The 22,631-nt window shown below is 74.0% G+C and carries 20 protein-coding genes; 15 read left to right on the plus strand and 5 right to left on the minus strand.

Going from position 1 to position 22,631, the window contains the following annotated elements; translation table 11 throughout:
* Positions 1-11: 11 nt before the first annotated feature.
* Together ACH4N1_RS01860 and ACH4N1_RS01865 are read left to right on the plus strand one after the other, a co-directional pair.
* A complete protein-coding gene (locus ACH4N1_RS01860; RefSeq protein ID WP_398093786.1) occupies positions 12-851 on the plus strand; it encodes a helix-turn-helix domain-containing protein in 840 nt (279 codons plus the stop codon).
* Entirely contained in the window at positions 848-1,030 is a 183-nt protein-coding gene (locus ACH4N1_RS01865) for a DUF397 domain-containing protein (RefSeq protein WP_398093787.1), read from the plus strand. The genes ACH4N1_RS01860 and ACH4N1_RS01865 overlap by 4 nt, the downstream gene beginning before the upstream one ends.
* 40 nt (positions 1,031-1,070) lie before the next feature.
* Here ACH4N1_RS01865 and ACH4N1_RS01870 read toward each other — a convergent pair whose 3' ends face one another.
* Positions 1,071-1,730 (minus strand): DUF4360 domain-containing protein, encoded by a 660-nt coding sequence (locus ACH4N1_RS01870; RefSeq protein ID WP_398093789.1) that lies wholly within the window; start codon positions 1,728-1,730, stop codon positions 1,071-1,073.
* Positions 1,731-2,276: 546 nt separating this feature from the next.
* Here ACH4N1_RS01870 and chvE point away from each other — a divergent pair.
* Positions 2,277-3,359 (plus strand): multiple monosaccharide ABC transporter substrate-binding protein, encoded by a 1,083-nt coding sequence (chvE, locus tag ACH4N1_RS01875; protein ID WP_398093790.1) that lies wholly within the window; start codon positions 2,277-2,279, stop codon positions 3,357-3,359.
* A gap of 63 nt (positions 3,360-3,422) precedes the next feature.
* Here the strand turns inward: chvE and ACH4N1_RS01880 are convergent, their stop codons facing one another.
* Positions 3,423-4,937, minus strand: a complete 1,515-nt coding sequence (locus ACH4N1_RS01880) for an alpha-N-arabinofuranosidase (RefSeq protein WP_398093792.1) — start codon at positions 4,935-4,937, stop codon at positions 3,423-3,425.
* 447 nt (positions 4,938-5,384) lie between these two features.
* On the opposite strand from ACH4N1_RS01880, the gene ACH4N1_RS01885 reads away from it, so the two are divergent.
* From ACH4N1_RS01885 to ACH4N1_RS01910, 6 genes are all read left to right on the plus strand, one after another.
* On the plus strand, positions 5,385-5,996 hold the full coding sequence (locus ACH4N1_RS01885) for a toxin-antitoxin system, toxin component family protein (protein ID WP_398093794.1): 612 nt from the start codon (positions 5,385-5,387) through the stop codon (positions 5,994-5,996).
* Complete coding sequence (locus ACH4N1_RS01890) at positions 5,993-7,441, plus strand: DUF6545 domain-containing protein (RefSeq protein WP_398093795.1); 1,449 nt, start codon at positions 5,993-5,995, stop codon at positions 7,439-7,441. Before ACH4N1_RS01885 ends, ACH4N1_RS01890 begins: the two co-directional genes overlap by 4 nt.
* A 343-nt stretch (positions 7,442-7,784) precedes the next feature.
* Positions 7,785-8,294 (plus strand): toxin, encoded by a 510-nt coding sequence (locus ACH4N1_RS01895; protein WP_398093796.1) that lies wholly within the window; start codon positions 7,785-7,787, stop codon positions 8,292-8,294.
* Between the two features lie 30 nt (positions 8,295-8,324).
* Entirely contained in the window at positions 8,325-9,713 is a 1,389-nt protein-coding gene (locus ACH4N1_RS01900) for an MAB_1171c family putative transporter (RefSeq protein WP_398093798.1), read from the plus strand.
* On the plus strand, positions 9,710-10,885 hold the full coding sequence (locus ACH4N1_RS01905) for an MAB_1171c family putative transporter (RefSeq protein ID WP_398093800.1): 1,176 nt from the start codon (positions 9,710-9,712) through the stop codon (positions 10,883-10,885). Before ACH4N1_RS01900 ends, ACH4N1_RS01905 begins: the two co-directional genes overlap by 4 nt.
* A gap of 280 nt (positions 10,886-11,165) precedes the next feature.
* Positions 11,166-12,578 carry an FAD-dependent oxidoreductase gene (locus ACH4N1_RS01910; RefSeq protein ID WP_398093801.1) on the plus strand — a complete coding sequence of 471 codons (1,413 nt, stop codon included), beginning with the start codon at positions 11,166-11,168 and terminating at the stop codon, positions 12,576-12,578.
* A gap of 161 nt (positions 12,579-12,739) precedes the next feature.
* On the opposite strand, the gene ACH4N1_RS01915 is transcribed toward ACH4N1_RS01910, so the two are convergent.
* Entirely contained in the window at positions 12,740-13,588 is an 849-nt protein-coding gene (locus ACH4N1_RS01915; protein WP_398093803.1) for an SMP-30/gluconolactonase/LRE family protein, read from the minus strand.
* Positions 13,585-14,358 (minus strand): IclR family transcriptional regulator, encoded by a 774-nt coding sequence (locus tag ACH4N1_RS01920; protein ID WP_398093804.1) that lies wholly within the window; start codon positions 14,356-14,358, stop codon positions 13,585-13,587. Before ACH4N1_RS01920 ends, ACH4N1_RS01915 begins: the two co-directional genes overlap by 4 nt.
* Before the next feature lie 250 nt (positions 14,359-14,608).
* Between ACH4N1_RS01920 and ACH4N1_RS01925 the strand changes: the two genes are divergently transcribed.
* Positions 14,609-15,211, plus strand: a complete 603-nt coding sequence (locus ACH4N1_RS01925; protein WP_398093805.1) for a hypothetical protein — start codon at positions 14,609-14,611, stop codon at positions 15,209-15,211.
* On the opposite strand, the gene ACH4N1_RS01930 is transcribed toward ACH4N1_RS01925, so the two are convergent.
* Positions 15,171-16,109 carry a RimK family alpha-L-glutamate ligase gene (locus ACH4N1_RS01930; RefSeq protein ID WP_398093807.1) on the minus strand — a complete coding sequence of 313 codons (939 nt, stop codon included), beginning with the start codon at positions 16,107-16,109 and terminating at the stop codon, positions 15,171-15,173. The genes ACH4N1_RS01925 and ACH4N1_RS01930 overlap by 41 nt on opposite strands.
* 136 nt (positions 16,110-16,245) lie before the next feature.
* Here ACH4N1_RS01930 and ACH4N1_RS01935 point away from each other — a divergent pair, with 136 nt between their 5' ends.
* The 5 genes from ACH4N1_RS01935 (at position 16,246) to ACH4N1_RS01955 (ending at position 22,596) form a co-directional block, all read left to right on the plus strand.
* Positions 16,246-17,322, plus strand: a complete 1,077-nt coding sequence (locus ACH4N1_RS01935) for a MerR family transcriptional regulator (protein ID WP_398093808.1) — start codon at positions 16,246-16,248, stop codon at positions 17,320-17,322.
* 153 nt (positions 17,323-17,475) lie between these two features.
* Complete coding sequence (locus ACH4N1_RS01940) at positions 17,476-18,936, plus strand: acyl-CoA synthetase (RefSeq protein WP_398093810.1); 1,461 nt, start codon at positions 17,476-17,478, stop codon at positions 18,934-18,936.
* On the plus strand, positions 18,933-20,330 hold the full coding sequence (locus tag ACH4N1_RS01945; RefSeq protein WP_398093812.1) for a carboxyl transferase domain-containing protein: 1,398 nt from the start codon (positions 18,933-18,935) through the stop codon (positions 20,328-20,330). The genes ACH4N1_RS01940 and ACH4N1_RS01945 overlap by 4 nt, the downstream gene beginning before the upstream one ends.
* Positions 20,331-20,485: 155 nt before the next feature.
* Positions 20,486-20,902, plus strand: coding sequence for a CU044_2847 family protein (locus ACH4N1_RS01950; RefSeq protein WP_398093814.1), 417 nt, complete (start codon positions 20,486-20,488; stop codon positions 20,900-20,902).
* Complete coding sequence (locus tag ACH4N1_RS01955; protein ID WP_398093815.1) at positions 20,899-22,596, plus strand: trypsin-like peptidase domain-containing protein; 1,698 nt, start codon at positions 20,899-20,901, stop codon at positions 22,594-22,596. The genes ACH4N1_RS01950 and ACH4N1_RS01955 overlap by 4 nt, the downstream gene beginning before the upstream one ends.
* Positions 22,597-22,631 lie beyond the last annotated feature (35 nt).

Here is a 22,631-nt window from a genome sequence, read left to right on the forward strand (position 1 = left end):
GGGAGGTGACCATGGTGGTCGACGGGCAGGCGGGCACGGGAAGCGAACCGGAGTCCTCAGAGAGTCTGTGCACATTCGGAGCGGTCGTCCAGGCTTTACGGGAACATCAGGGGCTCAGCAGGGAGGAGTTCGGGACGCTTGTCGGGTACTCCAAACATACGGTGGCCTCAGTAGAGTTGGGCCGCCGGATACCCGACGAGGGCATGGTCGAGGCTGCGGACAGGGTGCTGGGAAACACGGGCACCCTGCGGAAGGCGGCCGAACACCTGGCTCGAAATCCGGGGATGGCGGCCTGGTTCCGCCAGTGGGCACGGCTCGAGAAGCGAGCGATCTGCCTCTCTACGTACGAATGCCGCATGATTCCTGGGCTGTTGCAAACAGAAGGATACGTGCGGGCTCTGTCCGCAGCCCAGTTGCCACCGTTGCAAGACACAGAGATCGAGGAGCTGTGGGCCACTCGGGCCGAACGGCAGAAGCTTCTCAACGGGCGACCCAACACGGCTTTCAGCTTCATCCTCGATGAGCATCTGTTCTTGCGGCGCACCGGTGGCGTGGAAGTGACACGAGACCTCATCGATCACGTACTGGAGGTCTCCAGGCTGCGGAACGTCGAGGTCCAAGTCATGCCGCTTGTCGGGGATTCGCACGCGGGGCTACAGGGTCCCATTCGCCTCGCAGAGACGCCGGAAAACAAGTGGTTCGCCTACAACGAAGGCCAGGAAAGCGGCCAACTGATTTCCGAGCCGAAAGTGGTCAGCGTGCTCCAGAGCCGGTATGCCAGGATGCGTTCACAGGCTCTCACCCTCGATGACTCCGTGAGCCTGTTGCGACGGATGCGAGGAGACCTATGAGCACCTCCGAACCGACCTGGTTCAAGAGCAGCTACAGCAGCGCCTCGGGCGACGACTGCGTCGAGGTCGCCACCCTCCCCCACCACGTCCACGTCCGTGACTCCAAGGACAAGGACGGCCCCCGGCTCGCCCTCTCCCCCGCCACCTGGGCGGAGTTCGTCGCCCACGCGGGCAGGTGATCGCGGGGCCGCCCGCACCAGCGCGGGCGGCCCCCTCACCTCACTTCCCCGACTTGCCGGGGCACTCCTTCCAGGCCATGTGGTACACCGTGCTGATGTCGCCGTCGGTCGAGTCCATGGTCATGAAGCTGACCTTGCCCGGCGCCGAGGTGCCCGCGTTGACCCGCAGCTCGGTGTTGATGTTGAAGTTGCGCTGGACCCCGCAGGGCGCCCACACGAGCTGCGCCCAGTCGGTGGTGTCGGTCGCCTGCCAGTTGTCGTTGTAGGCGCCGCTGACGGTGTGGTTCTTGTACACCGTGCTGGACGAGCCCTGGAAGTAGTACGAGGCCCGCTGCACGGCGCTCGCGCCGGGCTGGAGGAGGGCGAAGCCCCGGTAGTCCGCGCTGGCGATGGCGTAGGTGAAGCCCTGCGGGACGTGGACGATCAGGTTGAGCTGGCAGTTCTTGCGGAATGCCGTGGGGTCGGAGTTGCCGCCGGCCTGGGCGAGGTAGTCGCTGTAGGTCACGGTGAAGGCGGTGTTGTCCTCGGAGACGGCGACGGCCGCGGTGCCCGCCGGGCAGCCGGAGCCGTTCACGGTGGCGACGTTGATGACGATCTTGTCCGGGGGCGGGTCGACGAACCCGGAGGACGGGTTGTGCGCGGGAAGCGCGGAGGTGACGAGAGCGGCGACGGCGCCGCTCAGAAGGAGCCCACCTGTCATGGTCTCTCCCTGGGTCGAGGGGGGTGGCTGCGCCCCGCCCGCCACACCAACTCTGTGAATAATCAATGGAGTTGCTGTGAAGGGTCGGGGCGTTCGCAGCGTAGGGAGCCACCTGGGGCGCGCCCAGGCCGAACTCCGGCCATTCACCTCGACCCGTTCACACCGGCACCCCTACATCCTTCTTCTCTGTGACCGTTCCTGTTCAAACCGTTGACACTCCGCACGCTCCCTCCTAAGGTCACGCAAACATTCCGACCCTGTGTCGAGATGTCGAACGGCGGAAGGCAAGCACCCTGAGCACCACCGGACTCAGCACCTGTGTGACCGGAATGCCGTAACGCGGCGGTCGCACGTACCCACAGGTGCACACCGGCAGAGGCGTCACGAGCGTCGACCAGACCCGGATGCCCGGCCGCACCGCCGCACGTCTCCCGATCTCACGCCGCGCCCTCTCCCCGCGGTCCGGCCCGTCCAGCGCGCCCGGACCCCGCAGGGCGCCCGCGTACCTGGCTCCCTCAACGACGAGAAGAACAAGGAACGATCACCATGCGCACTCGAAGAGCCGCTCTCGGCATCATCACCGGCGCCTCCCTCGCGCTGACCCTGGCCGCGTGCGGCAAGGAGAGCGCGGCCGGCTCCGGCTCCGAAGGCGGCACCATCGGGATCGCCATGCCGACCCAGTCCTCCGAGCGCTGGCTCACCGACGGCAAGAGCATGGTCAAGGACCTCGAGGCCAAGGGGTACCGGACCAAGCTGGTCTACGGGGACGACGACCCGCAGGCCCAGGTCACACAGATAGCGGACCTGGTGAAGCAGCGCGTCGACGCGCTGATCATCGCGGCCATCGACAACAAGTCGCTGACCGGCGTGCTCCAGCAGGCCGCCGACGCCGACATTCCGGTGATCTCCTACGACCGGCTCATCCTCGGCAGCAAGAACGTCGACTACTACGTCTCCTTCGACAACGAGCAGGTCGGCCGGCAGCAGGCCCTCTACATCATCGACCGCCTCGGCCTGGCGGACGGCAAGGGGCCGTTCACCATCGAGCTGTTCGCCGGGTCGCCCGACGACAACAACACCAAGTACTTCTACGAGGGGGCGATGTACCTCCTCCAGCCGTACCTGGACGGCAAGCAGCTGGTCGTCCGGTCCGGCCAGACCAAGCTCGACAAGATCACCACGCTGCGCTGGGACGGGACGACCGCGGAGTCGCGCATGAAGCGCATCCTGTCCACGTCGTACAACGGCGAGAGGGTCGACGCGGTCCTGTCGCCGTACGACGGCATCTCCCTGGGCGTCCTGTCCGCGCTCAAGTCGTACGGCTACGGCTCCGGCGGCAAGCGCCTGCCCATCGTCACCGGCCAGGACGCCGAACTGGCCTCGGTGCGGTCGATCATCGCGGGTGAGCAGTCGCAGACCGTCTACAAGGACCTCCGCCAACTGGCCACGGTCGCCGCGAACATGGCCGACGACATCCTCAAGGGCAGGACGCCGAGGATCAACAACCGCAGGGGCTACGACAACGGCGTGAAGCCCGTGCCCGCCTACCTGCTCCAGCCGGCGAGCGTCGACAAGAGCAACTACAGCTCCGTCCTGGCCGGTTACTACACCGCCGACGAGCTGAAGTAGCGGCGGTCACCGGTTCTCCCCGGCCGCCGGGCCGGGGAGAACCGTCTGCGGGCCGGCCGGTTCCTAGGCCAGCCGGATCACGTTCCAGGACAGCGGCTCCAGCGTCGCCCGCAGCGTGCCGTCGGTGACCGTCGTACCGTCCACCGCGTGCGGGACGACCCGCTCGGGGTCGTCGAGCGTGTTGCGGGCGTCCGGGTCGGCGTCGGCGAGCGCGCTGTGCTCGACAAGGCGGGAGACCCCGAGGCCGTTCAGGGTCACCTCCAGCGGGAGCGCCCCGGTGCGGCTGCGGTTGACCGCGAAGACCGTCACGGAGCCGTCCTCCGCGCGGACGGCGGTCGCGTGCAGCAGGTCCGTCTCGCCGTACTTCCGCGTCTCGTACGTCGGTGAGTCCACCCGGACGTCGAGCACCTCGCCCCGCCCGTGGCGCGACGCCTGCGCGAACGGGAAGAACGTCGTCTGGCGCCACGCCGGGCCGCCCGGCTCGGTCATGATCGGCGCGATGACGTTGACCAGCTGGGCCAGGCAGGCGACGGTGACGCGGTCGGCGTGCCGCAGCAGGGCGATCAGGAGGGAGCCGAGGACGACGGCGTCCAGGACGCTGTAGTTGTCCTCCAGCAGGCGGGGGGCCTCGGGCCAGTCGTCCTGCGCGAACGTCGTCGCCTGCTCCTGCCAGCGGGACATGTACCAGACGTTCCACTCGTCGAAGGAGAGGTTGATCCTCTTCTTCGACTTCAGCCGGGCGCCCACGTGGTCGCAGGTCGCCACCACGTTCTCGATGAAGGACTCCATGTCGACGGCGGACGCGAGGAAGGAGTCCACGTCGCCGTCGTGCGGCTCGTAGTAGGCGTGCAGGGAGATGTGGTCGACCAGGTCGTACGTCTCCGCCAGGACCGTCGCCTCCCACGCGGCGAACGTCGGCATCGACTGGCCCGAGCTGCCGCAGGCGACGAGTTCGACGCCGGGGTCCTGCTGGCGCATGGCGCGGGCGGTCTCGGCGGCGATCCGGCCGTACTCCTCGGCCGTCTTGTGGCCGGTCTGCCAGGGGCCGTCCATCTCGTTGCCGAGGCACCACAGCCGGATGCCGAAGGGGTCCTTGTCGCCGTGGGCGGCGCGCAGGTCCGAGAGCGCCGTGCCGGAGGGGTGGTTGGCGTACTCCTGGAGTTCGAGGGCCTCGGCGACGCCCCGGGTGCCGAGGTTGACGGCCATCATGGGCTCGGCCTGCGGGCCGATCTTCTTCAGGAAGGCGATGTACTCGGAGAGGCCGAAGCGGTTGGTCTCCGTCGAGTGCCAGGCCAGGTCCAGGCGCCGGGGGCGGTCCTCGGCCGGGCCGACGGAGTCCTCCCACTTGTAGCCGGAGACGAAGTTGCCGCCGGGGTAGCGGATCGTGGTGACACCGAGTTCGCGGACGAGGTCCAGGACGTCCTGCCGCAGGCCGGCCTCGTCGGCGGTGGGGTGGCCGGGCTCGTGGATGCCGGTGTAGACGCAGCGGCCGAGGTGTTCCACGAAGGAGCCGAAGATACGGGGGTCGACCCGGCCGACGGTGAAGGCGGGGTCGAGGGTGAAGCGGGCGGTGCGCATCGTGTCCTTTCGGGGGCGTTGTCGTCCGTGCGACGTGAGGGAGGGGGGCCGGGAGGCCGGCCCGCACCGGAGGCGAGCGCGTCGGCTCCGGGTCGTCCCATGGCCCGCCTCACTGTCCGGTGGTGTCCGACCCATCGGTGTTCGACATGTCGAATCGCGCTCGCCACTTCGAACGGGACCGTAAGTTCGATGCGCCCCCGCGTCAATGGTTCCGGCAGGACTCACGGCAACCTCCGAGCGTGGAACTGACAGCGCTTTCTGCCAAGGTGGCGCTCCGGTCCCGCCCTCCGCCCGCTTCGGCTCCACCGCACGCCCGCCCCGCTCCCGTCCCACGCCCGCCTCGCCCCCGTCGCGCGTCCGTTCCGGGCCCGGTTCTCCGTGACGGGGACACGTCCGGCCGCGTAGCCTCGGGAACGGCTGCCGCGGGGCGGCGGGAAAGGGGAGCGGATGGACGACGCGGGCGTGCGCACGACGGCTGCCCGGATCACCTCGGCGCTGCGGCGCGCGAGAACCGGCCCCGCCATGCGCCACCTGGCCGGCCGACTGACCGGCGCACTGCGGGCCCGGCCCCGGACGCCCGCCGGAGTGCGCGAGATCGCCCGCGCGCTGTGCGAGGAGATGTCCGCGCTGCGCGGCGGACGGCCCGTCGAGCTGCGCTTCGAGCGGTTTCCCGACGAGATCGAAGTGACCGGCCTGTGGGTCGAGTTCGAGGACTTCGACCTCGTCATCGTGGAGGAACGCGCCGAGGAGGTACAGCAACTCGTCATCCTCGGCCACGAGTTGTGGCACCTGCACGTCGGACACGATCACCACCACACCGCCGGCACGGCGGCCGCCCGCGCCCTCGCCGTACGGCCCGCGTGGCGCGACGTGGCCCTCGCGGTCGCCGCCCGCAACGGCTCCCGCGCCCAGGACGAGTCCCAGGCCGACGACTTCGGCCACCGGCTCGCCGCCACCCTGCGGCCCCTGCTGAACGGCGGCGACGGCACCGCCGCACCCCTGGAACCCGTGCAGCGCTCCCTGGGCTACCGCGGACGCGGGGGCGGTGAACGGCGTTGAGCGACCTGGCCCCCGCGGCGGCACGGTTCACCGAACCGCTGGCCGTGACGCCGGCGAGCTTCGTCAACGACTTCTACCCCTCCTTCTGGTGGATCCCGGCGGGCATCCTCGCGGCCGCCCTGGCGATCAAACTGCCCAGCATCATCCGGCTGTGGACCGACCCGCTGCTGCGCGCGGTCGGCGGCCTGCTGCTGCTCGCCTGCGCGGTGTTCGTGTTCGTCGCGCCGTCGACGATCGCCTGGGTCAACCGGGTCACGGGCGTCCCCAACATCTCCGGGCCCTGGGTGTACTCGCTGCTCACCGCGTTCTGCGGCTCGTGCCTGCTGCTGATCATCACCTGGCGCAACGGCCTGTCCGACCGCTCCGCCCGCACCCGCTCCGCCATGCGCTGGGTCCTGGGCACCTACGCCGCCGTCATCGCCGCGCTGTGGGTGCTGTTCGCCCTCGCCGAGATGCCCGAGGAACGGCTGCGGGACCTCGACACGTACTACGCGAACACGCCGTACGCCCGCGAACTGATCGTGCTCTACCTGCTCGCGCACACCACGGCCACGCTGGTCACCAACGCGCTGATCTGGAACTGGGTGCGCGCCGACGGCCTCGACGCCCTGCTGCGCTGGGGGCTGAAGTTCCTCGGCGTGGGCTACGCACTCCAGTTGGTCTTCGACGCGGCCAAGGTGACGGCCGTGTGCGCCCGTTGGGCGGGGCGGAACCTGGACTGGCTGAGCACGGCCGTGGCGCCGCCGCTGGCCTGCCTGTCCGCCATCCTGATCGCGGTGGGCTTCATCCTGCCGCACGCCGGCCAGTACCTGCACGACCGCCGGCAGGTCAGGGACGCCGTGCGCGAACTGCGGCCGCTGTACGCGCTGATGAAGACGGTCGTCGGCGGCGGGGTCCCCCGCGTCCTGCGCTCCGCTCCCGAACTGCGCCTGATCCGCCGGGAGACGTTCATCCGCGACGGGCTGCTGTCACTGGCCCGGTTCGTCGACGAGGACCTGCGCCGCCGGTCCCACGACGCCGCCCTCGCCCTCGGCTTCCCGCCGGACCGGGCGAAGGCGCTGGCCGCCGCGGTGACCGTGCTGGACGCGGCGGACGCCCGGAGCCGCGGACGGGAGCGCGACACCGACGCCGAGGCCGACACCACCGACCTGCTGCGGGACATCGGCGCGGTGTCGCGTGCGCTGCGGCAACCGGAGGCGGTGCGGGCGGTACGGGAGGCGGCGGCGCGGGAGGGGACGGCGGCACCGGAGGCCGCGGTGCCGGAGGGGGCCGCGGTGCCGGAGGAGACCGCGGGGCGGAAAGGGGCCGCGGCACGGGAGGTGGCCGCGGTGCCGGAGGTGGCCACTGCACAGGAGGTGGCCGCGGTGCCGGAGGGCGAAGCCGACCGGGCCGGTGCGCCGACCGGCGGGGCCCGCCCCGACGCCCCGGCGGGCGGCACCCGGTGAGGAGGACCGGCACGGGTGCGGCCGGCACGGGTGCGGCCGGCACCGCGGGGCGGACGCGGCTTCTCCATCCGGCGTCCACCGGTCCCGCACACCCGTCGACAAAGGCCGGATCTGGTGGGCGCGGGACCGGCCGAACCAGGTGAGGCACGGACAGTGGGCGCCGGACACCGGATCTTTTCGGCCAACGCCCTCGGGGTGCCGTACCCCGTTCATCCGTTACAGCCGCTTCCTCCCGGCCGAGTTCACGCCGAATTCCTCCGCCCGCGCGGGCGGAGGTAGCTGAAACGGCGAAGATCTTGGCATATTGCACGGACCGAAAGCCCGCGCAGCCACGGGGAGAACCGTGCGTACGAACAGGGAGATGCGTCGCCTCGCCGACACCCTCATCGCTCCCATCCGGGTGCCGGTCCCGGCCGAACCCGAGGTCCTGTTCGACGCGGTCGTCGCGGCGGCCGCGCGCTGGCGGGGCCGCGAGATCGTCGTGCACCGGGCGGTGTTCCCGCCGCACACCGCCAGCGGCCTCTGGCTGGAGGGCGCGGACCACGACGACGTCGTCATCGACGAACGGGCCGCCGTCTGGCACCAGATCGTGATCTTCTGCCACGAGGTGTGGCACATGCACCGGCGCCGGGCCGACGCCGTCCCCGGCGCCGCTCCGGCCGCCGCCGCCCGCAGCGACTTCACCCTCTCCGACGAGCAGGAGGCCGACCACTTCGGCATGCTGATGGGCCGTCGGCTGCGCACCTGGCTGGAGGCGTCCGCCGACTCGGTGTACGCCGACCGCGGCGACGACACCCAGGACATCGCCGGACGCATCGGCGCGGCCCTCAACTACCGCGGAACCCGCAGATGAACGGAACCCGCGGATGAACGGAACCCGCGGATGAACGGCCTGCCCCACTACGTCAGCGCCGCCGTCCTCTGGCTCGGCCTGCTGGTGCGGGCCCCCGACCTGCTGCGCCACCGGCACGACCCCTACCTGCGCTCCATCTGCGCGGTGCTCGGCCTGGCCGGACTCTGCTTCCTCCTCGGCGCCCCGCCCACGGTCGGCGCCGTCAACCGGCTCGGCGCGACCCCCAACCTGGCCGCGCCGCTGACGTACGCCGCGATCACCGGGTACAGCGCCGCCTCCCAGGTGCTGATCGTGCACTGGCGGGGCGGACCGCGGGTGCGCCGGACGGCCCGGCGCTGGATCCTGGCGTACGCGCTGGTCGTCCTCGGCATCGTCACGATGTTCGCCCTGGGCGACGCGCCCGTGGAGCGGCGCGTCGACCTGGACACCTACTACGCGAACACGCCCTTCCTCCGCGAGATGATCGTGCTCTACCTGCTCGGACACCTCGCCGCCGTCGGCGTCACCACCGTGTCCGCCCTGCGCTGGGCCCGCGAGGTACGGGGCTGGCTGCGGGCGGGCCTGGTGACGCTGGGCTTCGGCTCGCTGTGCGGGGTTGTGTACAGCCTGGCCCGGCTCACCGCCGTGGCCGCCCGCTGGACCGGCCACGACTGGTCCGCCCTGGTCACCGACGCCTCCCCGGCCGCGGCCGGCCTCGGCGCGGTCATGACGGTCGTCGGCGTCCTCGTCCCGCTCGCCGGGCCCCGGCTGACGGAATGGCGACGGACCCGGCACACCTACGCCCGCCTCGAACCCCTGGAACACGAACTGGACGGCGTCCTCACCCGCCACGCCCTGCGGCTGCCCCGGCCGTGCTGGGCCCGGCCGGCCACCCGGCTGGTGTGGCGCCGCACCAGCATCCACAACGCGCTGACCCACCTGGACGCCTACGTCGACCGCGAGCTGTACGACGCGACGCTGCGGGCCGCCCTGCGCCGTACCGGCGACGCCGAGCGGGCCGCCGCGACGGCCTGGGCGACCGTCATCGCGGCGGCCGTGCGGCAGGAGGCGCACGCCGGGCCGGACGGCGGCGAGCGTTCCGCCGGGGAGTCCGCCTGGTTCCTGGAGCGGGCGCCGGACCCGGCCGCGCTGGTGCGCATCGCCGACGCGCTCGCCGGCGAACCCCTCGTCCGCGGCGCCGTGACGGAATCCGTGCCCGATCGTGTGCCGAGGGCCGTGGCGGACGTCTCGGCGGAAGCCGGACCGGAGGCGGAGGCGGTGGCCGAGGCGGAAGCGGTGGCGGAGGCGGAAGCGGTGGCGGTGGCGGTGGCGGTGCCCGAGTTCGTGCCGGAAGCCGTGCCCGAGTTCGTGACGGGGGCGGTGACCGGGGCCGTGGCGAACGCCGGTCCGGTGGCCGTCGAACGGAGGCCGACCGCGTGAGTCTCGTCGTCTACCTCGCCGGCGCCGTCCTCCTGCTCTCCGCCGCCGTCCTGTTCCGCCGGCCCCGCTCGGCCGCACCCAACCCCCTCACCGCCTCCACCTGCGTCGCGATCACCCTGGGCGCGCTCGTCTTCGTCTGCTCCGCGCCGGTCACCCTGGCCGCCGTCAACGACCTCACCGGCATCCCCAACTTCGGCGCCCCGCTGACGTACGGCATGCTCTCGGCGTACAGCTGCTCGCTGCTGATCCTGCTCGCCTACTGGCGGGGCGGGCCGCCCGAGCGGGTACGGCGGCAGGTGCTGGGCGGCATCGCCGTGTACGGACCGCTGATCGTGGCCGTGATCGTGCTGTTCGCGCTGGCCGACGCGCCCGTCGAGCGGCTCACCGACCTCGACACCTACTACGCGAACACGCCGTACATGCGCGAGATGATCGTGCTCTACCTGCTCGGGCACACCGCCGCCATCGTCGCGATGGCCGTGGTGTGCGTGAAGTGGGCCCGCGAGGTCACCGGCCTGCTGCGCACCGGGCTGCTGCTGATCCTCGTCGGCGCGCTGCTGGACCTGCTCGGCTTCCAGCTGACCAAGTACACGGCCGTCGTCGCCCGTTGGACCGGCCACGACCTCGACTTCCTGTCCACCAGCGTCGCCCCGCCGATGGCCGCCCTCGGCGCCCTGCTCTGCTCCGCCGGCTACGTCCTGCCCCGGCTGCTGCCGGCCGCCGTCGCCCACGGACGCGGGCTGCGGGACCACCGGCGGCTGCGGCCGCTGTGGGCGCGCGTGGGGTTCGTGTCGGTGGCCCCCAAGCCGCCCGTGTCCTGGTGGCGGCTGCCCGAGGAACGGCTGCACTGGCGGGAGGTCGCCATCCACGACGCGCTCCTCGCCCTCGCCCCCTACTTCGACGACCGGGTCCGGGCACGGGCCCTCGCCGCCGCCCTCGGCGAGGGCCGCGGCGCGCACGAGGCGCGGATCGCCTCGGAGGCGGCCATGCTCGCCGAGGCCGCCCGACGGGCCGCCGCGCGCGAGGCGCCGTGCGGGACGCCGAGCGCCCACCGGCTGCACGCCACCGAGGTCTCCGGCGCCGCCGGGCTGGTGGAGCTGGCGCGGGAACTGGCCCGAACTCCGGTGCCGGACACGGCGGGTGAAGGTACGGTGAAAGCCTTCCATGGCTGAATGCCGGGTGCGGCGGCGAGCCCTCACGGCTGAACGGCCTGGTGGGCGGGTCCCCTCGCGGCGCACGGGCCGTGCGGCCGGTCCCGCGGTGGCCGAATGTCCGCCTTCATGAGGCCTGTCCCACCCGGGACACCCGCCGTGCCTGCCGTGCCCGCCGTGCCTGCCGTGTCCGCCGTGTCCGTCGTGCCCGCCACGTCGGCCCCGTCCGCCCCGCCTGCCCCGTCCGCCCCGTCTGCCCCGCCTGCCCTGTGTGCCTTCATGGCCGAGTACGAGGAGCCCCATGTCCAGTAGAGCTGTCGTCATCGGTGCCGGCCTGGCCGGCATGCTGGCCGCGGCGGCCCTGTCCACCGTCGTGGACGAGGTGACCGTGCTGGAACGGGACGACCTGCCCGACGAACCCGAACACCGCAAGGGCCTGCCGCAGGGGCGGCACGCCCACCTCCTCATGGCCGGCGGACTCGCCGCCATGGAGGACCTCGTGCCGGGTGTCGACATGCGCAAGCACCTGCTCGCCGCCGGGGCCCGCGAGGTGTCCCTCAGCTCCGGCATGATCGCCCTCACGCCCGAAGGCTGGTTCCGGCGCTGGCGCCACGAGGGGCCGCGGATGATGACCTGCAGCCGGGCGCTGCTCGACTGGGCGGTCCGGGACGCCGTACTGGCCCACACCGGGGCCCGGATCCGCAAGGGCCAGGTGCTCGACCTGACCGGTGACGCGCGGCGCGTCACCGGCGTGCGGGTCTCCACCCCCGACGGGGACGAGGTGATCGACGCCGACTTCGTGGTCGAGGCGAGCGGGCGCGGTTCGCGGGTCGTCAACTGGCTGTGGGAGCTGGGGATCTCCGGCATCCGGGAGAAGACGGTCGACGCGGGCCTCGTCAACGCCACGCGGATCTACCGCACCCCCGAAGGAGCCGGGCGGTTCCCGCTCACCATCATCCAGGCCAACCCCTACCAGGGCCTGCCCGGACGCAGCGGCATGGTGCTGCCCATCGAGGGCGACCGGTGGATGGTCAGCCTCGCCGGGACGCGGGGCGGCGGCGAACCGCCGTCCGACCCCGACGGATTCCTCCGGTACACGCTCGACCTGCCGCACCCCCTCGTGGGACGGCTGATCTCGGGCGCCGAGCCGCTCACCGACATCCACGTCAGCCGCAGCACCAACAACCACCGGCGCTACCTGGAGAAGGCGCGGGAGTGGCCCGAGCGGTTCGTCGTCCTCGGCGACGCGCTGGCCACCTTCAACCCCGCCTACGGGCAGGGCATGTCCGTGGCCGCGCTCGGCGCGCGGGTGCTGAGCCGGGAGCTGCGGCAGGACGGCGGGACCGGCACGGCGGGGCTCGCGCGGCGGGTGCAGCGGGGGGCCGCGTCGTCGGTCGAGGCGGCCTGGACGATGGCCGTCAGCCAGGACGTCTGGTTCCCCGGCACGCGGGGCGGGGCCCCCACCGTCACGGACCGGCTGGTCACCCGGTTCACCCGGCGGGTGATGCGGACGGCCACGGGGTCGTACGACGCGGCGGCGGCGCTGTGGGACGTCACGAGCCTGACGGCGGGGCCGGAACGGCTGCTGCGCCCGTCGGCGCTGCTGGCGACCCTGAGCGGTCCGGCGCTGCGGGCGGCGGCGGGCCCGCCGCTGACCGACGCGGAGCGGGGGATCCTGCGGGAGCTGGAGGCCGCCGGTACCGCGGCGGGGTGACCCCGCGGTCCGGCCCGGTGCCCACCCGCGGCGGCACCGGGCCGGACCGGAACCGGCCACCGCCCCGGCCGCGGGCAGGCCTGGCGCCGCGGGCGGCACGGGCGAGCGCGGGCGGCGCCCGGGCGGAGCCGCCTCGCGGCGACCCGCCCCCCGGCGCCCCCTCAGCCGTCGAACGCCGGCTGGGGCAGGCCCTTGCCCGCGTCGGGGACGACCAGGAGCGAACCCGCCAGGGGGTGGGGTGACGTCAGGCCCACGCGGGCCGTCGTGACGTACAGGTCGGTCAGGCCGGGCCCGCCGAACGCGCAGGCCGTCACGCGGGGGGCCGGGAAGCGGATCTCCCGGTCCAGCGCGCCCGCCGGGGTGTACCGGCGCACCGCTCCGCCGTCCCACAGGGCCACCCACACGCATCCGTCCGCGTCGACCGTCAGCCCGTCGGGGAAGCCGGCGCCCTCCTCGACCGTGACGAAGGGGCGACGGTTCGTCACCCGGCCGTCGGTGTGGTCGAGGACGTCGACGCGGCGGGTCGGGGAGTCGATGTAGTACATCAGCGTCCCGCAGGGGCTCCAGCCCGTCCCGTTGCTCACCGCGACGTCGTCGAGGGCCACGCGGACCGAGCCGTCCCCGGTGACGCGGGACAGCGACCCCCCGCCCGGCGCCTCGTCGTAGCGCATCGTGCCGGCCCAGAGCGAGCCGTCCGGCGCGACGGCCGCGTCGTTGGCGCGGCGGCCGGGGACCGGCTCGTGGTGGAGCCAGCGGAAGCCGCCGTCCTCGTCCAGGAGGCCCACGCCGTCCCGGAGGTTGAGGACCAGACCGCCGCCCACGCGGGGCTTGGCCGCGCCCACGTGCTGGTCGGTGACGCGCACCGTGCGGCGGCCGGTCGCGGGGTCGTAGGTGTGCAGGCGCGAGCCGAGGATGTCCAGCCAGAGGAGGCGGCCGCCGGCCGGGTCCCAGGTGGGGCCCTCGCCGAGGGCGGCCTCCGCGCGGACGGCGACGTCGAAGGTGCCGGTCATGCCGCGCTCCGGTAGCCGAGCTGCTCGGACAGTTCGGCCGCGCCCTTGGCGGCGAGCTGCTCCAGCTCGATGCGGCGCTCGTCGCTCCAGCGGATCATGGGGACGGAGATCGACAGCGCGGCCACGACCCGGCCGGTGCGGTCGCGCACCGGGGCCGCCACGCAGCTGACGTCCGGGTTCGACTCGCGGCTCTCGACCGCGACGCCCCGCTCCCGGATCTCCGCCAGGACCTCCCGCAGGGCGCCCGGTTCGGTGATGCTGTTGGGCGTCATGGCGGCCAGGTCGGCGTCGTCGGGAATCCGTGCGGTCAGCTCGGCGTCGGGGAGGGAGGCGAGCAGCATCTTGCCGACGGAGGTGCAGTGCGCGGGCAGGCGCCGGCCCGCCGCCGACACCATGCGCACGGCGTGGGTGGAGTCGACCTTCGCGATGTAGATGACGTCCGTGCCCTCCAGGATCGCCACGTGGACCGTCTCGTCGCAGGTCTCGGCGACGGTGCGGGCCACCTGCTGGCCCTCGGCGGCCAGGTCGAGCTGCTCGGCGTACCGGCTGCCGAGCTGGTAGGGCCGCACGCCGAGGCGGTAGCGTCCGGGCTGTCCGGGGACGGTGACGATGTACGACCGGGCGGCGAGCGTGGTGACCAGCTCGTGCACGGTGGTGCGCGGCAGCTGGAGCCGGCGCACGATGTCGGGGGCGGAGAGCGTGCCGTCCCCGTCGAGGAAGAGCTCGAGGATGTCGAGAGCCCGGGTAACGGCAGGTACGAGTCGTCCCACGGCCGGCCCCCTCCCTTGGTTCGTCTCAGGCCTGTGTTCGAAATTTCAACAGGCGATCGGCATGACGAACACAGGCTAGTCACACAGCGCGGCACCGGGCAATGGCCGGGGACGGGATACCGAACACCGCCGGCCTGCCGCCCGGTTCGCGGGCGGGTGCGGCGCCCGGCGCGCGGGCGGGTGCGGCGCCCGGCGCGCGGGCGGGTGCAGCACCCGGCGCGCGGGCGGTCCCGCGGCCCGGTGGGCGACGATGGACCGCATGCCGTCCGACACACGCCCCGCGGGCCACCCCTTCACCCCCGTCGACTTCCAGCTGGTGCTGCTGCGCCGCATGGCCGACCACAACCCCGGGCCGGTCGAGGACGCCCGCCGCGCGCTGGGCGCCTCCCCGGCCGACATGCGGGAGGCCAACAAGCGTTGGCAGGCGATGGCGCGCTCACCGCGCGGCGGGGGCGCCGCCGCCCGGTACCGCTCCGTCCTCGGCGCCCCCGCGTCGCGGTCGGCGCGCCGGATCGGCGACCTGGACTGCGAGGCGTGGCTGTGGCCGCTGCCCCTGTGGCCCGCCCTCCGCTTCGAGGTGCTCCTCGCCCCCGGCGGCGCGGTCTGGAACGAGTGGCTCGTCCGCGCGCCCGGCGCCCCCGCGCCCGCCCTGCGCACCCTCGACGACCTCACCCCCTGGTCCTGCACGGTCGACGAGGCCGCCCGCGCCTTCGCCCCCGCGCGCCCCCTGGAGGGCTCGGCCCCCACCCGCTGGGCCCTGGCCTTCACGGCGCCGGACGGGGAAGGGGTACGACGGGAGGCGGTCGCCGAGTTCACCTGGGGGCTGCTGCAGCGGACGGCGGTGCGGGGGTAGTCCCGGCGGGGCCCCGGCCGGCGGCGCCGGAGGCCGCCGCCTCGAGGACCACCTCCACCACCCGCGGCACCGACTCCGGGTGCAGGAACAGGAACAGGTTCGGTTCCACCAGTTCCAGCTCCATCACCCGCGGCCGGCCGTCGTCACCGTCCACCAGGTCGACCCGCGCGTACAGCAGCTCGGGCGCGCCCGGTACGGCGGCCAGCGCCCGCTCGGCCACGTCGCGTTCGGCCGCCGTCGGGGTCCAGGGCTCCAGCCCCGGATGAGCGACCTTGGCCGCGTCGAACGCGGTCCCGGGAGCGAGCACGGCCCGCTTGCGGCTGGCGTGCAGCAGAGAGCCCCCGAAGAACTGCAGGGCCCGCTCCCCCGCCGTGTCGATGCTCCGCGCGTACGGCTGGACCATCGCCGTCAGCCCCTCCTCGTGCATGCGCGCGAGCTGGCGTACGGCGGTGTCGTGCTGGTCGGGGGTGTAGCGGGCGGCGTAACGGGCGCCGGCGCCCGAGGTGGGCTTGACGACGTACTCGTGGTCGCCGGGGAGGTCGGCCGGGTCACCGGGGGCGAGGTAGCGGGTGGGGACGACGGGTATCCCCGCCGCCGCGAGTTCGCCGAGGTAGCGCTTGTCGGTGTTCCAGCGCACGACGGCGGCCGGGTTGGCCAGCCGGGTCGCCCCGGCGCAGCGCTCCGCCCACGCCGTGAACTCGGCCGCGCGCCAGCTGTAGTCCCAGGTGGAGCGGATCAGGGCGAGGTCGTAGGAGGCCCAGTCGGCATCGGCGTCGTCCCAGCACACGGCGTGCGCCTCGGCCCCCGCCTCCTCCAGCGCCCGCACCAGGACCGGCAGGTCACGGTCCTTGCTGGGCTCGGGCCGGGGGTCGTAGGTGACGAGGGCGACTCGGGGCACGGCGGGACTCCGTTCTCCTGGCGGGCACGAACCCGCAGGCTAACCGCCGCCCCCGCAACCGCCGCAACCCGCTTGACCTTCCCCTTCGGTGAAGCCCCAGCATCGGTGGCGGAACGGACACGGGAACGGAGTGCGCATGCACATGCTGACGATCGGGGCCTTCGCGAAGGCCTCCCGGCTGTCGCCGAAGGCACTGCGGCTCTACGACGAGCTGGAACTGCTGCGCCCCGCGCGGGTCGACCCCGCCACCGGTTACCGCTACTACACGGCCGGCCAGTTGGAGCGGGCGCGGCTGGTGGCGTGGCTGCGGCGGATCGGGATGCCGCTCGCGCGGATCCGCGAGGTGTGCGCGCTCGACCCGGCGGCCGCCGCCGGGGAGGTCCGCGCCTACTGGGCGCGGGTCGAGGCGGAGACGGCCGTACGGCGTGACCTCGCGGCGTTCCTCGTGGACCAGCTGTCGCACGCGTCACGGACACCACAGTCATCGAGGAAGGACACCACCATGCTGGAACTTCGTCACTCGGCCGGCTCGGACCGGGGCCTCGTCCGCCCGGAGAACCAGGACACGGCGTACGCGGGCCGCCGGCTGCTCGCGGTCGCGGACGGCTTCGGACCGGCGGGCGCCCCCGCCAGCGGGGCGGCCGTGGCGGCCCTGCGGTTCCTGGACACCGAGGAGGTGCCGGCGGGAGACGTCCTCGACGTCCTGGAGGACGCCGTGCGCGGCGCGAACGACGCGGTGCGGGACGCGGCGGACGGCGCGGACGACGCCGGTACGACCCTGACGGCCCTGGTCCGGACGGGCTCCCGCCTCGCCCTGGTCCACATCGGGGACTCCCGCGCCTACCTCCTGCGCGACGGCGCCCTCTTCCTCATCACCCACGACCACACGGTCGTCCGGTCGATGATCGACGAGGGCCGGCTGACCGCCGAGGAGGCCACCACCCACCCGCGGCGCGCCCTCCTGCTGAAGGCCCTGACCGGCGCCGCGCCCCCGCGGGCGGAACTGCGCCTGCACGACGCCCACCCCGGCGACCGCTACCTCCTGTGCTCCGACGGCCTGTCGACGGTGGTCCCCGAGGCCCGGATCCGTGCCCTGCTCACCCGGACCCCCTCGCCCGCCGACACGGTCCTCGCCCTGCTCGCCGAGGCGAACGGCGCGGGCGGCCCGGACAACGTGAGCTGTGTCGTCGCCGACGTGGTGGAGGCGGCCTGAACCGGGCTCCGGCCCGCGCTCCGGCCCACCCGGGGACCGGCCCGCGCAGCTCGCCGGGGGCGGACGTGACGGGCGTCAACCTCCGGGAGCGGGGGACCGGGCCGGTCATGGGGTAGGAACGATGCTGTCGTCCCCTGCCCGAGGAGTGTTCCGGTGTCCTCTCTCTTCCCGGCCCTGACCGGCCCGCCGTCCGGTCCGCCGTCCGACCGTGTGGCCCTGCGGTTCGGTGACCGGTCCCTGACGTACGCGGAACTCGCCGGCGCGGCGGGTGCCCTGGCGGCCCGGCTGCCGGGCGGCGGGGCGCGGGTCGCCGTGTGGGCGACGCCCTCGGCGGAGACGGCGGTGGCCGTGGTGGCGGCGCTGGAGGCCGGGGCGCCGGTGGTGCCGCTCAACCCGAAGTCCGGGGAGAAGGAACTCGGGCACATCCTGTCCGACAGCGCGCCCGCCCTCCTCCTGGCCGCGCCCGGAGAGGAACTTCCTTCCGTGACGCAGGACCTGCCGCGTCTGGACGTGGACGTGCGGGCACCCGGCCGGCTCCCCGGCCACGTGCAGGTGGGCGGCGAGGACCCCGCGCTCGTCGTCTACACCTCCGGCACCACCGGCCCGCCCAAGGGCGCGGTCATCCCCCGGCGGGCGGTCGCGGCGACGCTGGACGCGCTCGCCGACGCCTGGCGGTGGACCGGCGAGGACGTACTGGTGCACGGGCTGCCGCTGTTCCACGTGCACGGGCTGGTGCTGGGCGTCCTGGGGCCGCTGCGGCGCGGGGGGTCGGTGCGGCACCTGGGCCGGTTCTCCCCCGAGGGGGTCGCCCGGGAGCTGAACGGCGGTGCCACCATGCTGTTCGGGGTGCCGACCATGTACCACCGGCTCGCCGAGACCCTCCCCGGCGACCCCGCTCTCGCCGCGGCGCTCGGCCGGGCCCGGCTGCTCGTCTCCGGCTCCGCCGCGCTGCCGGTGCACGACCACGAGCGCATCACGGCCGCGACCGGGCAGCGGGTCGTCGAGCGGTACGGCATGACGGAGACGCTGATGAACACCTCCGTGCGCGCCGACGGCGCACCCCGCCCGGGCACGGTCGGGGTACCGCTGCCGGGCGTGGAGCTGCGGCTCGTGGAGGAGGACGGGACGCCCCTGACGTCGTACGACGGGGAGAGCGTCGGGGAGATCCAGGTGCGCGGGCCGAACCTGTTCACCGGGTACCTCGGCCGGCCGGACGCCACGGCGGCGGCGTTCACCGCCGACGGCTGGTTCCGGACCGGGGACATGGCGGTGCGGGACGCCGACGGGTACGTCCGGATCGTGGGGCGCAAGGCCACCGACCTGATCAAGAGCGGCGGTTACAAGATCGGCGCCGGTGAGATCGAGAACGCGCTGCTGGAGCATCCGGGCGTGCGGGAGGCCGCCGTCACCGGGGAGCCGGACCCCGACCTCGGGGAGCGGATCGTGGCGTGGATCGTGCCCGCCGACCCGCAGTCGCCGCCCGCAGAGGAGGAGTTGGCCGGCCATGTGGCGCGGCGGCTCGCCCCGCACAAGCGGCCCCGCACGGTGCGGTACCTCGACGTGCTGCCGCGCAACGACATGGGGAAGATCATGAAGCGGGCGCTGCCGTCATGAGCGGCCCCCTGCGGTTCTCCGCACGCGAGATCCTCGCCCTCGTCCTCGACGCCCCCGGTTCCTCCGGGTCCACCGGCGTCCCCAACTCTCCGGAGTCCTCCGGTTCCTCCGGCTCCTTCGACGAACTCTCCCTCCCGGCGCGCGAGTCCGCCCCCGACGGCCCGCTGGCCTGGCCCGGCTACGACGCCTCGCGGACCCGTGCCGCCGAGCGGACCGGGGAGACGGAGTCCGTGGTCTGCGGCGTCGGCCGCGTCGAGGGCACCCGGGCCGTGCTGATCGCCTTCGAGTTCGGTTTCCTGGGCGGCTCGCTGGGCGAACGCACCGGCGACCGGCTGGAGGCGGCGTACCGCCACGCCCGTGACCACCGGCTGCCGGTCGTCGCGCTGGTCGCCACCGGCGGCTCACGGATGCAGGAGGGCATGGTCGCCCTCACCCAACTCCAGCGTGTGGCACGGCAGTCGGCGCTGACCCGGCAGGCCGGGCTGGCGCAGATCGCCGTGCTGCGCGATCCGACGACCGGTGGCGGCTGGGCCACCCTGGGCGCGGGCGCCGACGTGGTGCTCGCCCTGCCGGACGCCCAGGTCGGCTTCGCCGGGTCGCGGGTGCGGCCGCCGGACGCCGACCCCGCCGCGTACACCGCCGAGGCGCAGGTCGCGGCGGGCTCCGCGGACGCCGTCGTGGAGCCGGGGGCGCTGCGGGAGACGCTGGGGCGGTGGCTGCGGCTGCTGACCCGCCCGTCCGAGGAGCCCGCGCCGGTCCCTCGCGCCCTGGGCGCACAGGGCCTTCCGGCCACCGGCTGGGACGCCGTGCTGCGCGCCCGGTCGCCCCGGCGCCCGCGTGCCGACGCCTACCTGGACGCCTACTTCACGGTGCGGGCCGCGATCGGCGGCGACCGCTGCGGCGGCACCGATCCGGACGGCATGCGGTGCGGCTTCGGCGAGCACCGGGGCCGTACCGTGGCCTACGCCGCCCAGACCGGAACCGCGACCCGGCCCGCCGGATACCGCACCGCCACCCGGCTGATCCGGCTCGCGGACCGGCTCGGCATCCCGGTGCTGACCCTGGTGGACACGCCGGGCGCGGCCAACGACGCCGAGGCGGAGCGGCAGGGCGCGGGCGCGGCGATCGCCGAGCTGTTCGGCGCGGTGGCCACCGCGCGGACGCCCGTCACCACGCTGGTGATCGGCGAGGGCGGGTCCGGGGGCGCGCTGGCGCTGGCCGCGCCCGGCCGTACCTGGGCCACCCCGGACAGCTACTTCTCGGTCATCGCGCCGGAGGCGGCCGCCGCGATCCTGAAGCGGCCGCCCGGCGAGGCCGAGGCGACGGCCGGACAACTCCGGATCCGTCCGCAGGACTTGGCGGAGCTGGGGGTGGTCCGCACGGATCTGCCGTGAGGGTGCCGGCGTTGCGGGGAGGGGGCGGGAAGGCGTCGTGGCGGATTTCCGTCGGCGGCGGCGGGCGGCGGGAGCGGGAACAGGACAACCTCCCGTACCGTCCGTGACAATGGCGGCGCACGGAGCCGCGGTTCGAGAGGTACGACGGGGGCGTCATGGCAGCAGTGGTGGAGTTCACGACGGACGACGGGGCCGTGGTCGCCGTCGAGGCCGTGGAGGAACAGCGGCCCGGTTCCCGGCTGGTGGCCCGCGGCGACGGCACCGTGCGGGCGGCCCGCACCTTCGAGGGCGCCCTGGAGGGCGTGCGCTCGGCCGCGGAGTCCGCGCTGAGGGTCTTCCGCGACGGCGCGCTGCGGCCCGACGGCGTGGAGATCGAGTTCGGGGTGAAGCTGGCGGCCGAGACGGGCGCGGTCATCGCCAAGGGCACGACGGAGGGGCACCTGGTCGTCAGGCTGACCTGGTCCCCGTCGGCGGACCGGCCGCGGGAGGTCGTACCGGCGGACCGGCCGCGGGAGACCGTACCTGCGGCCGTACCGGCGGCCGTACAGCCGGAGTCCTCCCCCCTCTCATGAGGAGCGCCGAGTGGCAGGCCCGGGTCGAGTGCGCCGGACAGGTCGTCGGAGCGGGCTTCCTGGTCACCCCGCGCACGGTCCTGACCTGCGCACATGTCGTCCACGAGGGGCCGGCCGGGGCGCTGGCGGTGACCTTCACGGAGCGGCCCGGCTCCGCGCCCGTCGCGGCCCGGGTCGTGGCCGAGGGCGGCTGGGGCGGCGGCAGCACCGACCTGGGCGACCTCGCCGTCCTGGAGCTGGCCCACGCGGTGGACATCGCCCCGGCGGCGCTCGCGCCCGTGGACACCGCCTACGGCCGCCGGCCGCGCAAGCTCGTCGTGTACGGCTTCCCGGCCGGCTTCGACGAGGGCACGCTGGCCGAGTACCGGGTCACCGCACCGCAGTTGCTCAACCGGGAGTGGATGCAGCTGGAGGCCTGGCAGCCGGACGGCCAGCCGCTCGAACCGGGGTTCAGCGGTGCCGCGGTCACCCTCGTCGACACCGGTGAGGTGGTCGGCATGGTCACGGCGGCGGCCGGCGCGCAGGGGGTGCGCAACGGGCGGATGATGCCCACCGAGGTGATGGCCCGCTACTGGCCCGGTCTCGCCGGGCTCGTCCCCACCTCCGACCACCGCACCGCCGACCGCGCCCGGCTGCGGGAACTGGTCGAGCGGGCCGTCCGCGCCGGCCTGGACTGCGACCCCGTACGGCTCTACCGGGCCGCCGCCGGGCCGCTGGACCCCGAGCCGCCGCGCGAGGGCTTCGACTCGCTGCGTTCGGCCGCGCTGTTCGTGCTGTGCGAGATCGACGGCGAGGACGCGGCCGGCACCGTCGCCCGTTTCACCGGGCACGTGGAGGCGCTGTTCCGGGCGCCCGCGGAGACGCCCGCCGCGCCGCGGTGGTCGCCCATCCTGGTCGACCTGCGGCACAGCGGCGCGGGCGACGGCGAGGTCCGCGTCGAGGTGTCGGCGTACAGCGGGGGCCGCCGGCACCCGGTCGGGTCCGACACCGTCCCACGGTCCCGGCTGCCCGCCTACGTCCAGGACCGGATCGAGGCGGCGTTCGGGTATCTGACGCCGGGCTGCGACGAGTTGATCGCGTTCGCGCTGCCCCGCGACTGGATCGACCTGCCCGTGGACCGCTGGGCGAGCGCGCCCGACGACGACACGCCGCTCGGCTGCGTGCACCCCGTCGTGGTCACCGACCAGGCGCGGCGGCGGGCGGGCACCCGGCACCAGCTGACCCGCGCCTGGAACCGGCTCGACTCCGCGCCCGGCGCCCAGCTGCACCGGGTGGAGTGCGGCACGCCCGAGGAGCCGCGCCGACTGCGGGTACGGCTGCGGCAGTCCGACGCCTGTCTCGCCGGGTTCGCCACCGCGCCGGCCGCGCCCCGCACCCGGGCCCACTTCGACACCACGCTCGCCGCGCCCGCCCCGCTGGTCGTGTGGTCCCGGGAGGGCTGCGACAGCGGTTCCGAGGAGCCCTGCGCGGGTGGCGCCGACTGCACGGGCAAGACCTTCCTGGACCAGCTCGACAGCTGCGTGTCCGGCGTCCCGCCCGCGGAACTGCCGCGCCGGATCCTTCAGTTGCGGGAGGAGGCCGACGCCGAGGACGAGCACTGGGCGCGTGACATCCAGCTGCTGTGGGACGACCCTCGCGTCTTCACCGACCCGCACGGCGAGACGGGGGCGCACGTCCGATCGCCCGTGGCCTGACCCGCCCACCCCACGCCGAGTCCACCGCACGGAGA

Source organism: Streptomyces sp. NPDC017202 (assembly GCF_044331705.1).
In the GTDB taxonomy this organism is placed as follows: Bacteria; Actinomycetota; Actinomycetes; order Streptomycetales; family Streptomycetaceae; genus Streptomyces.

Bases quoted from the DNA above. Each gene is read 5' to 3' on its own strand.
- ACH4N1_RS01865 (WP_398093787.1), top strand. From the start codon at position 848: ATGAGCACCTCCGAACCGACCTGGTTCAAGAGCAGCTACAGCAGCGCC.
- ACH4N1_RS01935 (WP_398093808.1), top strand. From the start codon at position 16,246: ATGCACATGCTGACGATCGGGGCCTTCGCGAAGGCCTCCCGGCTGTCG.
- ACH4N1_RS01860 (WP_398093786.1), top strand. From the start codon at position 12: ATGGTGGTCGACGGGCAGGCGGGCACGGGAAGCGAACCGGAGTCCTCA.
- ACH4N1_RS01870 (WP_398093789.1), bottom strand. From the start codon at position 1,730: ATGACAGGTGGGCTCCTTCTGAGCGGCGCCGTCGCCGCTCTCGTCACC.
- ACH4N1_RS01950 (WP_398093814.1), top strand. From the start codon at position 20,486: ATGGCAGCAGTGGTGGAGTTCACGACGGACGACGGGGCCGTGGTCGCC.
- chvE (WP_398093790.1), top strand. From the start codon at position 2,277: ATGCGCACTCGAAGAGCCGCTCTCGGCATCATCACCGGCGCCTCCCTC.
- ACH4N1_RS01945 (WP_398093812.1), top strand. From the start codon at position 18,933: ATGAGCGGCCCCCTGCGGTTCTCCGCACGCGAGATCCTCGCCCTCGTC.
- ACH4N1_RS01955 (WP_398093815.1), top strand. From the start codon at position 20,899: ATGAGGAGCGCCGAGTGGCAGGCCCGGGTCGAGTGCGCCGGACAGGTC.
- ACH4N1_RS01885 (WP_398093794.1), top strand. From the start codon at position 5,385: ATGGACGACGCGGGCGTGCGCACGACGGCTGCCCGGATCACCTCGGCG.
- ACH4N1_RS01900 (WP_398093798.1), top strand. From the start codon at position 8,325: ATGAACGGCCTGCCCCACTACGTCAGCGCCGCCGTCCTCTGGCTCGGC.
- ACH4N1_RS01925 (WP_398093805.1), top strand. From the start codon at position 14,609: ATGGACCGCATGCCGTCCGACACACGCCCCGCGGGCCACCCCTTCACC.
- ACH4N1_RS01915 (WP_398093803.1), bottom strand. From the start codon at position 13,588: ATGACCGGCACCTTCGACGTCGCCGTCCGCGCGGAGGCCGCCCTCGGC.
- ACH4N1_RS01880 (WP_398093792.1), bottom strand. From the start codon at position 4,937: ATGCGCACCGCCCGCTTCACCCTCGACCCCGCCTTCACCGTCGGCCGG.
- ACH4N1_RS01910 (WP_398093801.1), top strand. From the start codon at position 11,166: ATGTCCAGTAGAGCTGTCGTCATCGGTGCCGGCCTGGCCGGCATGCTG.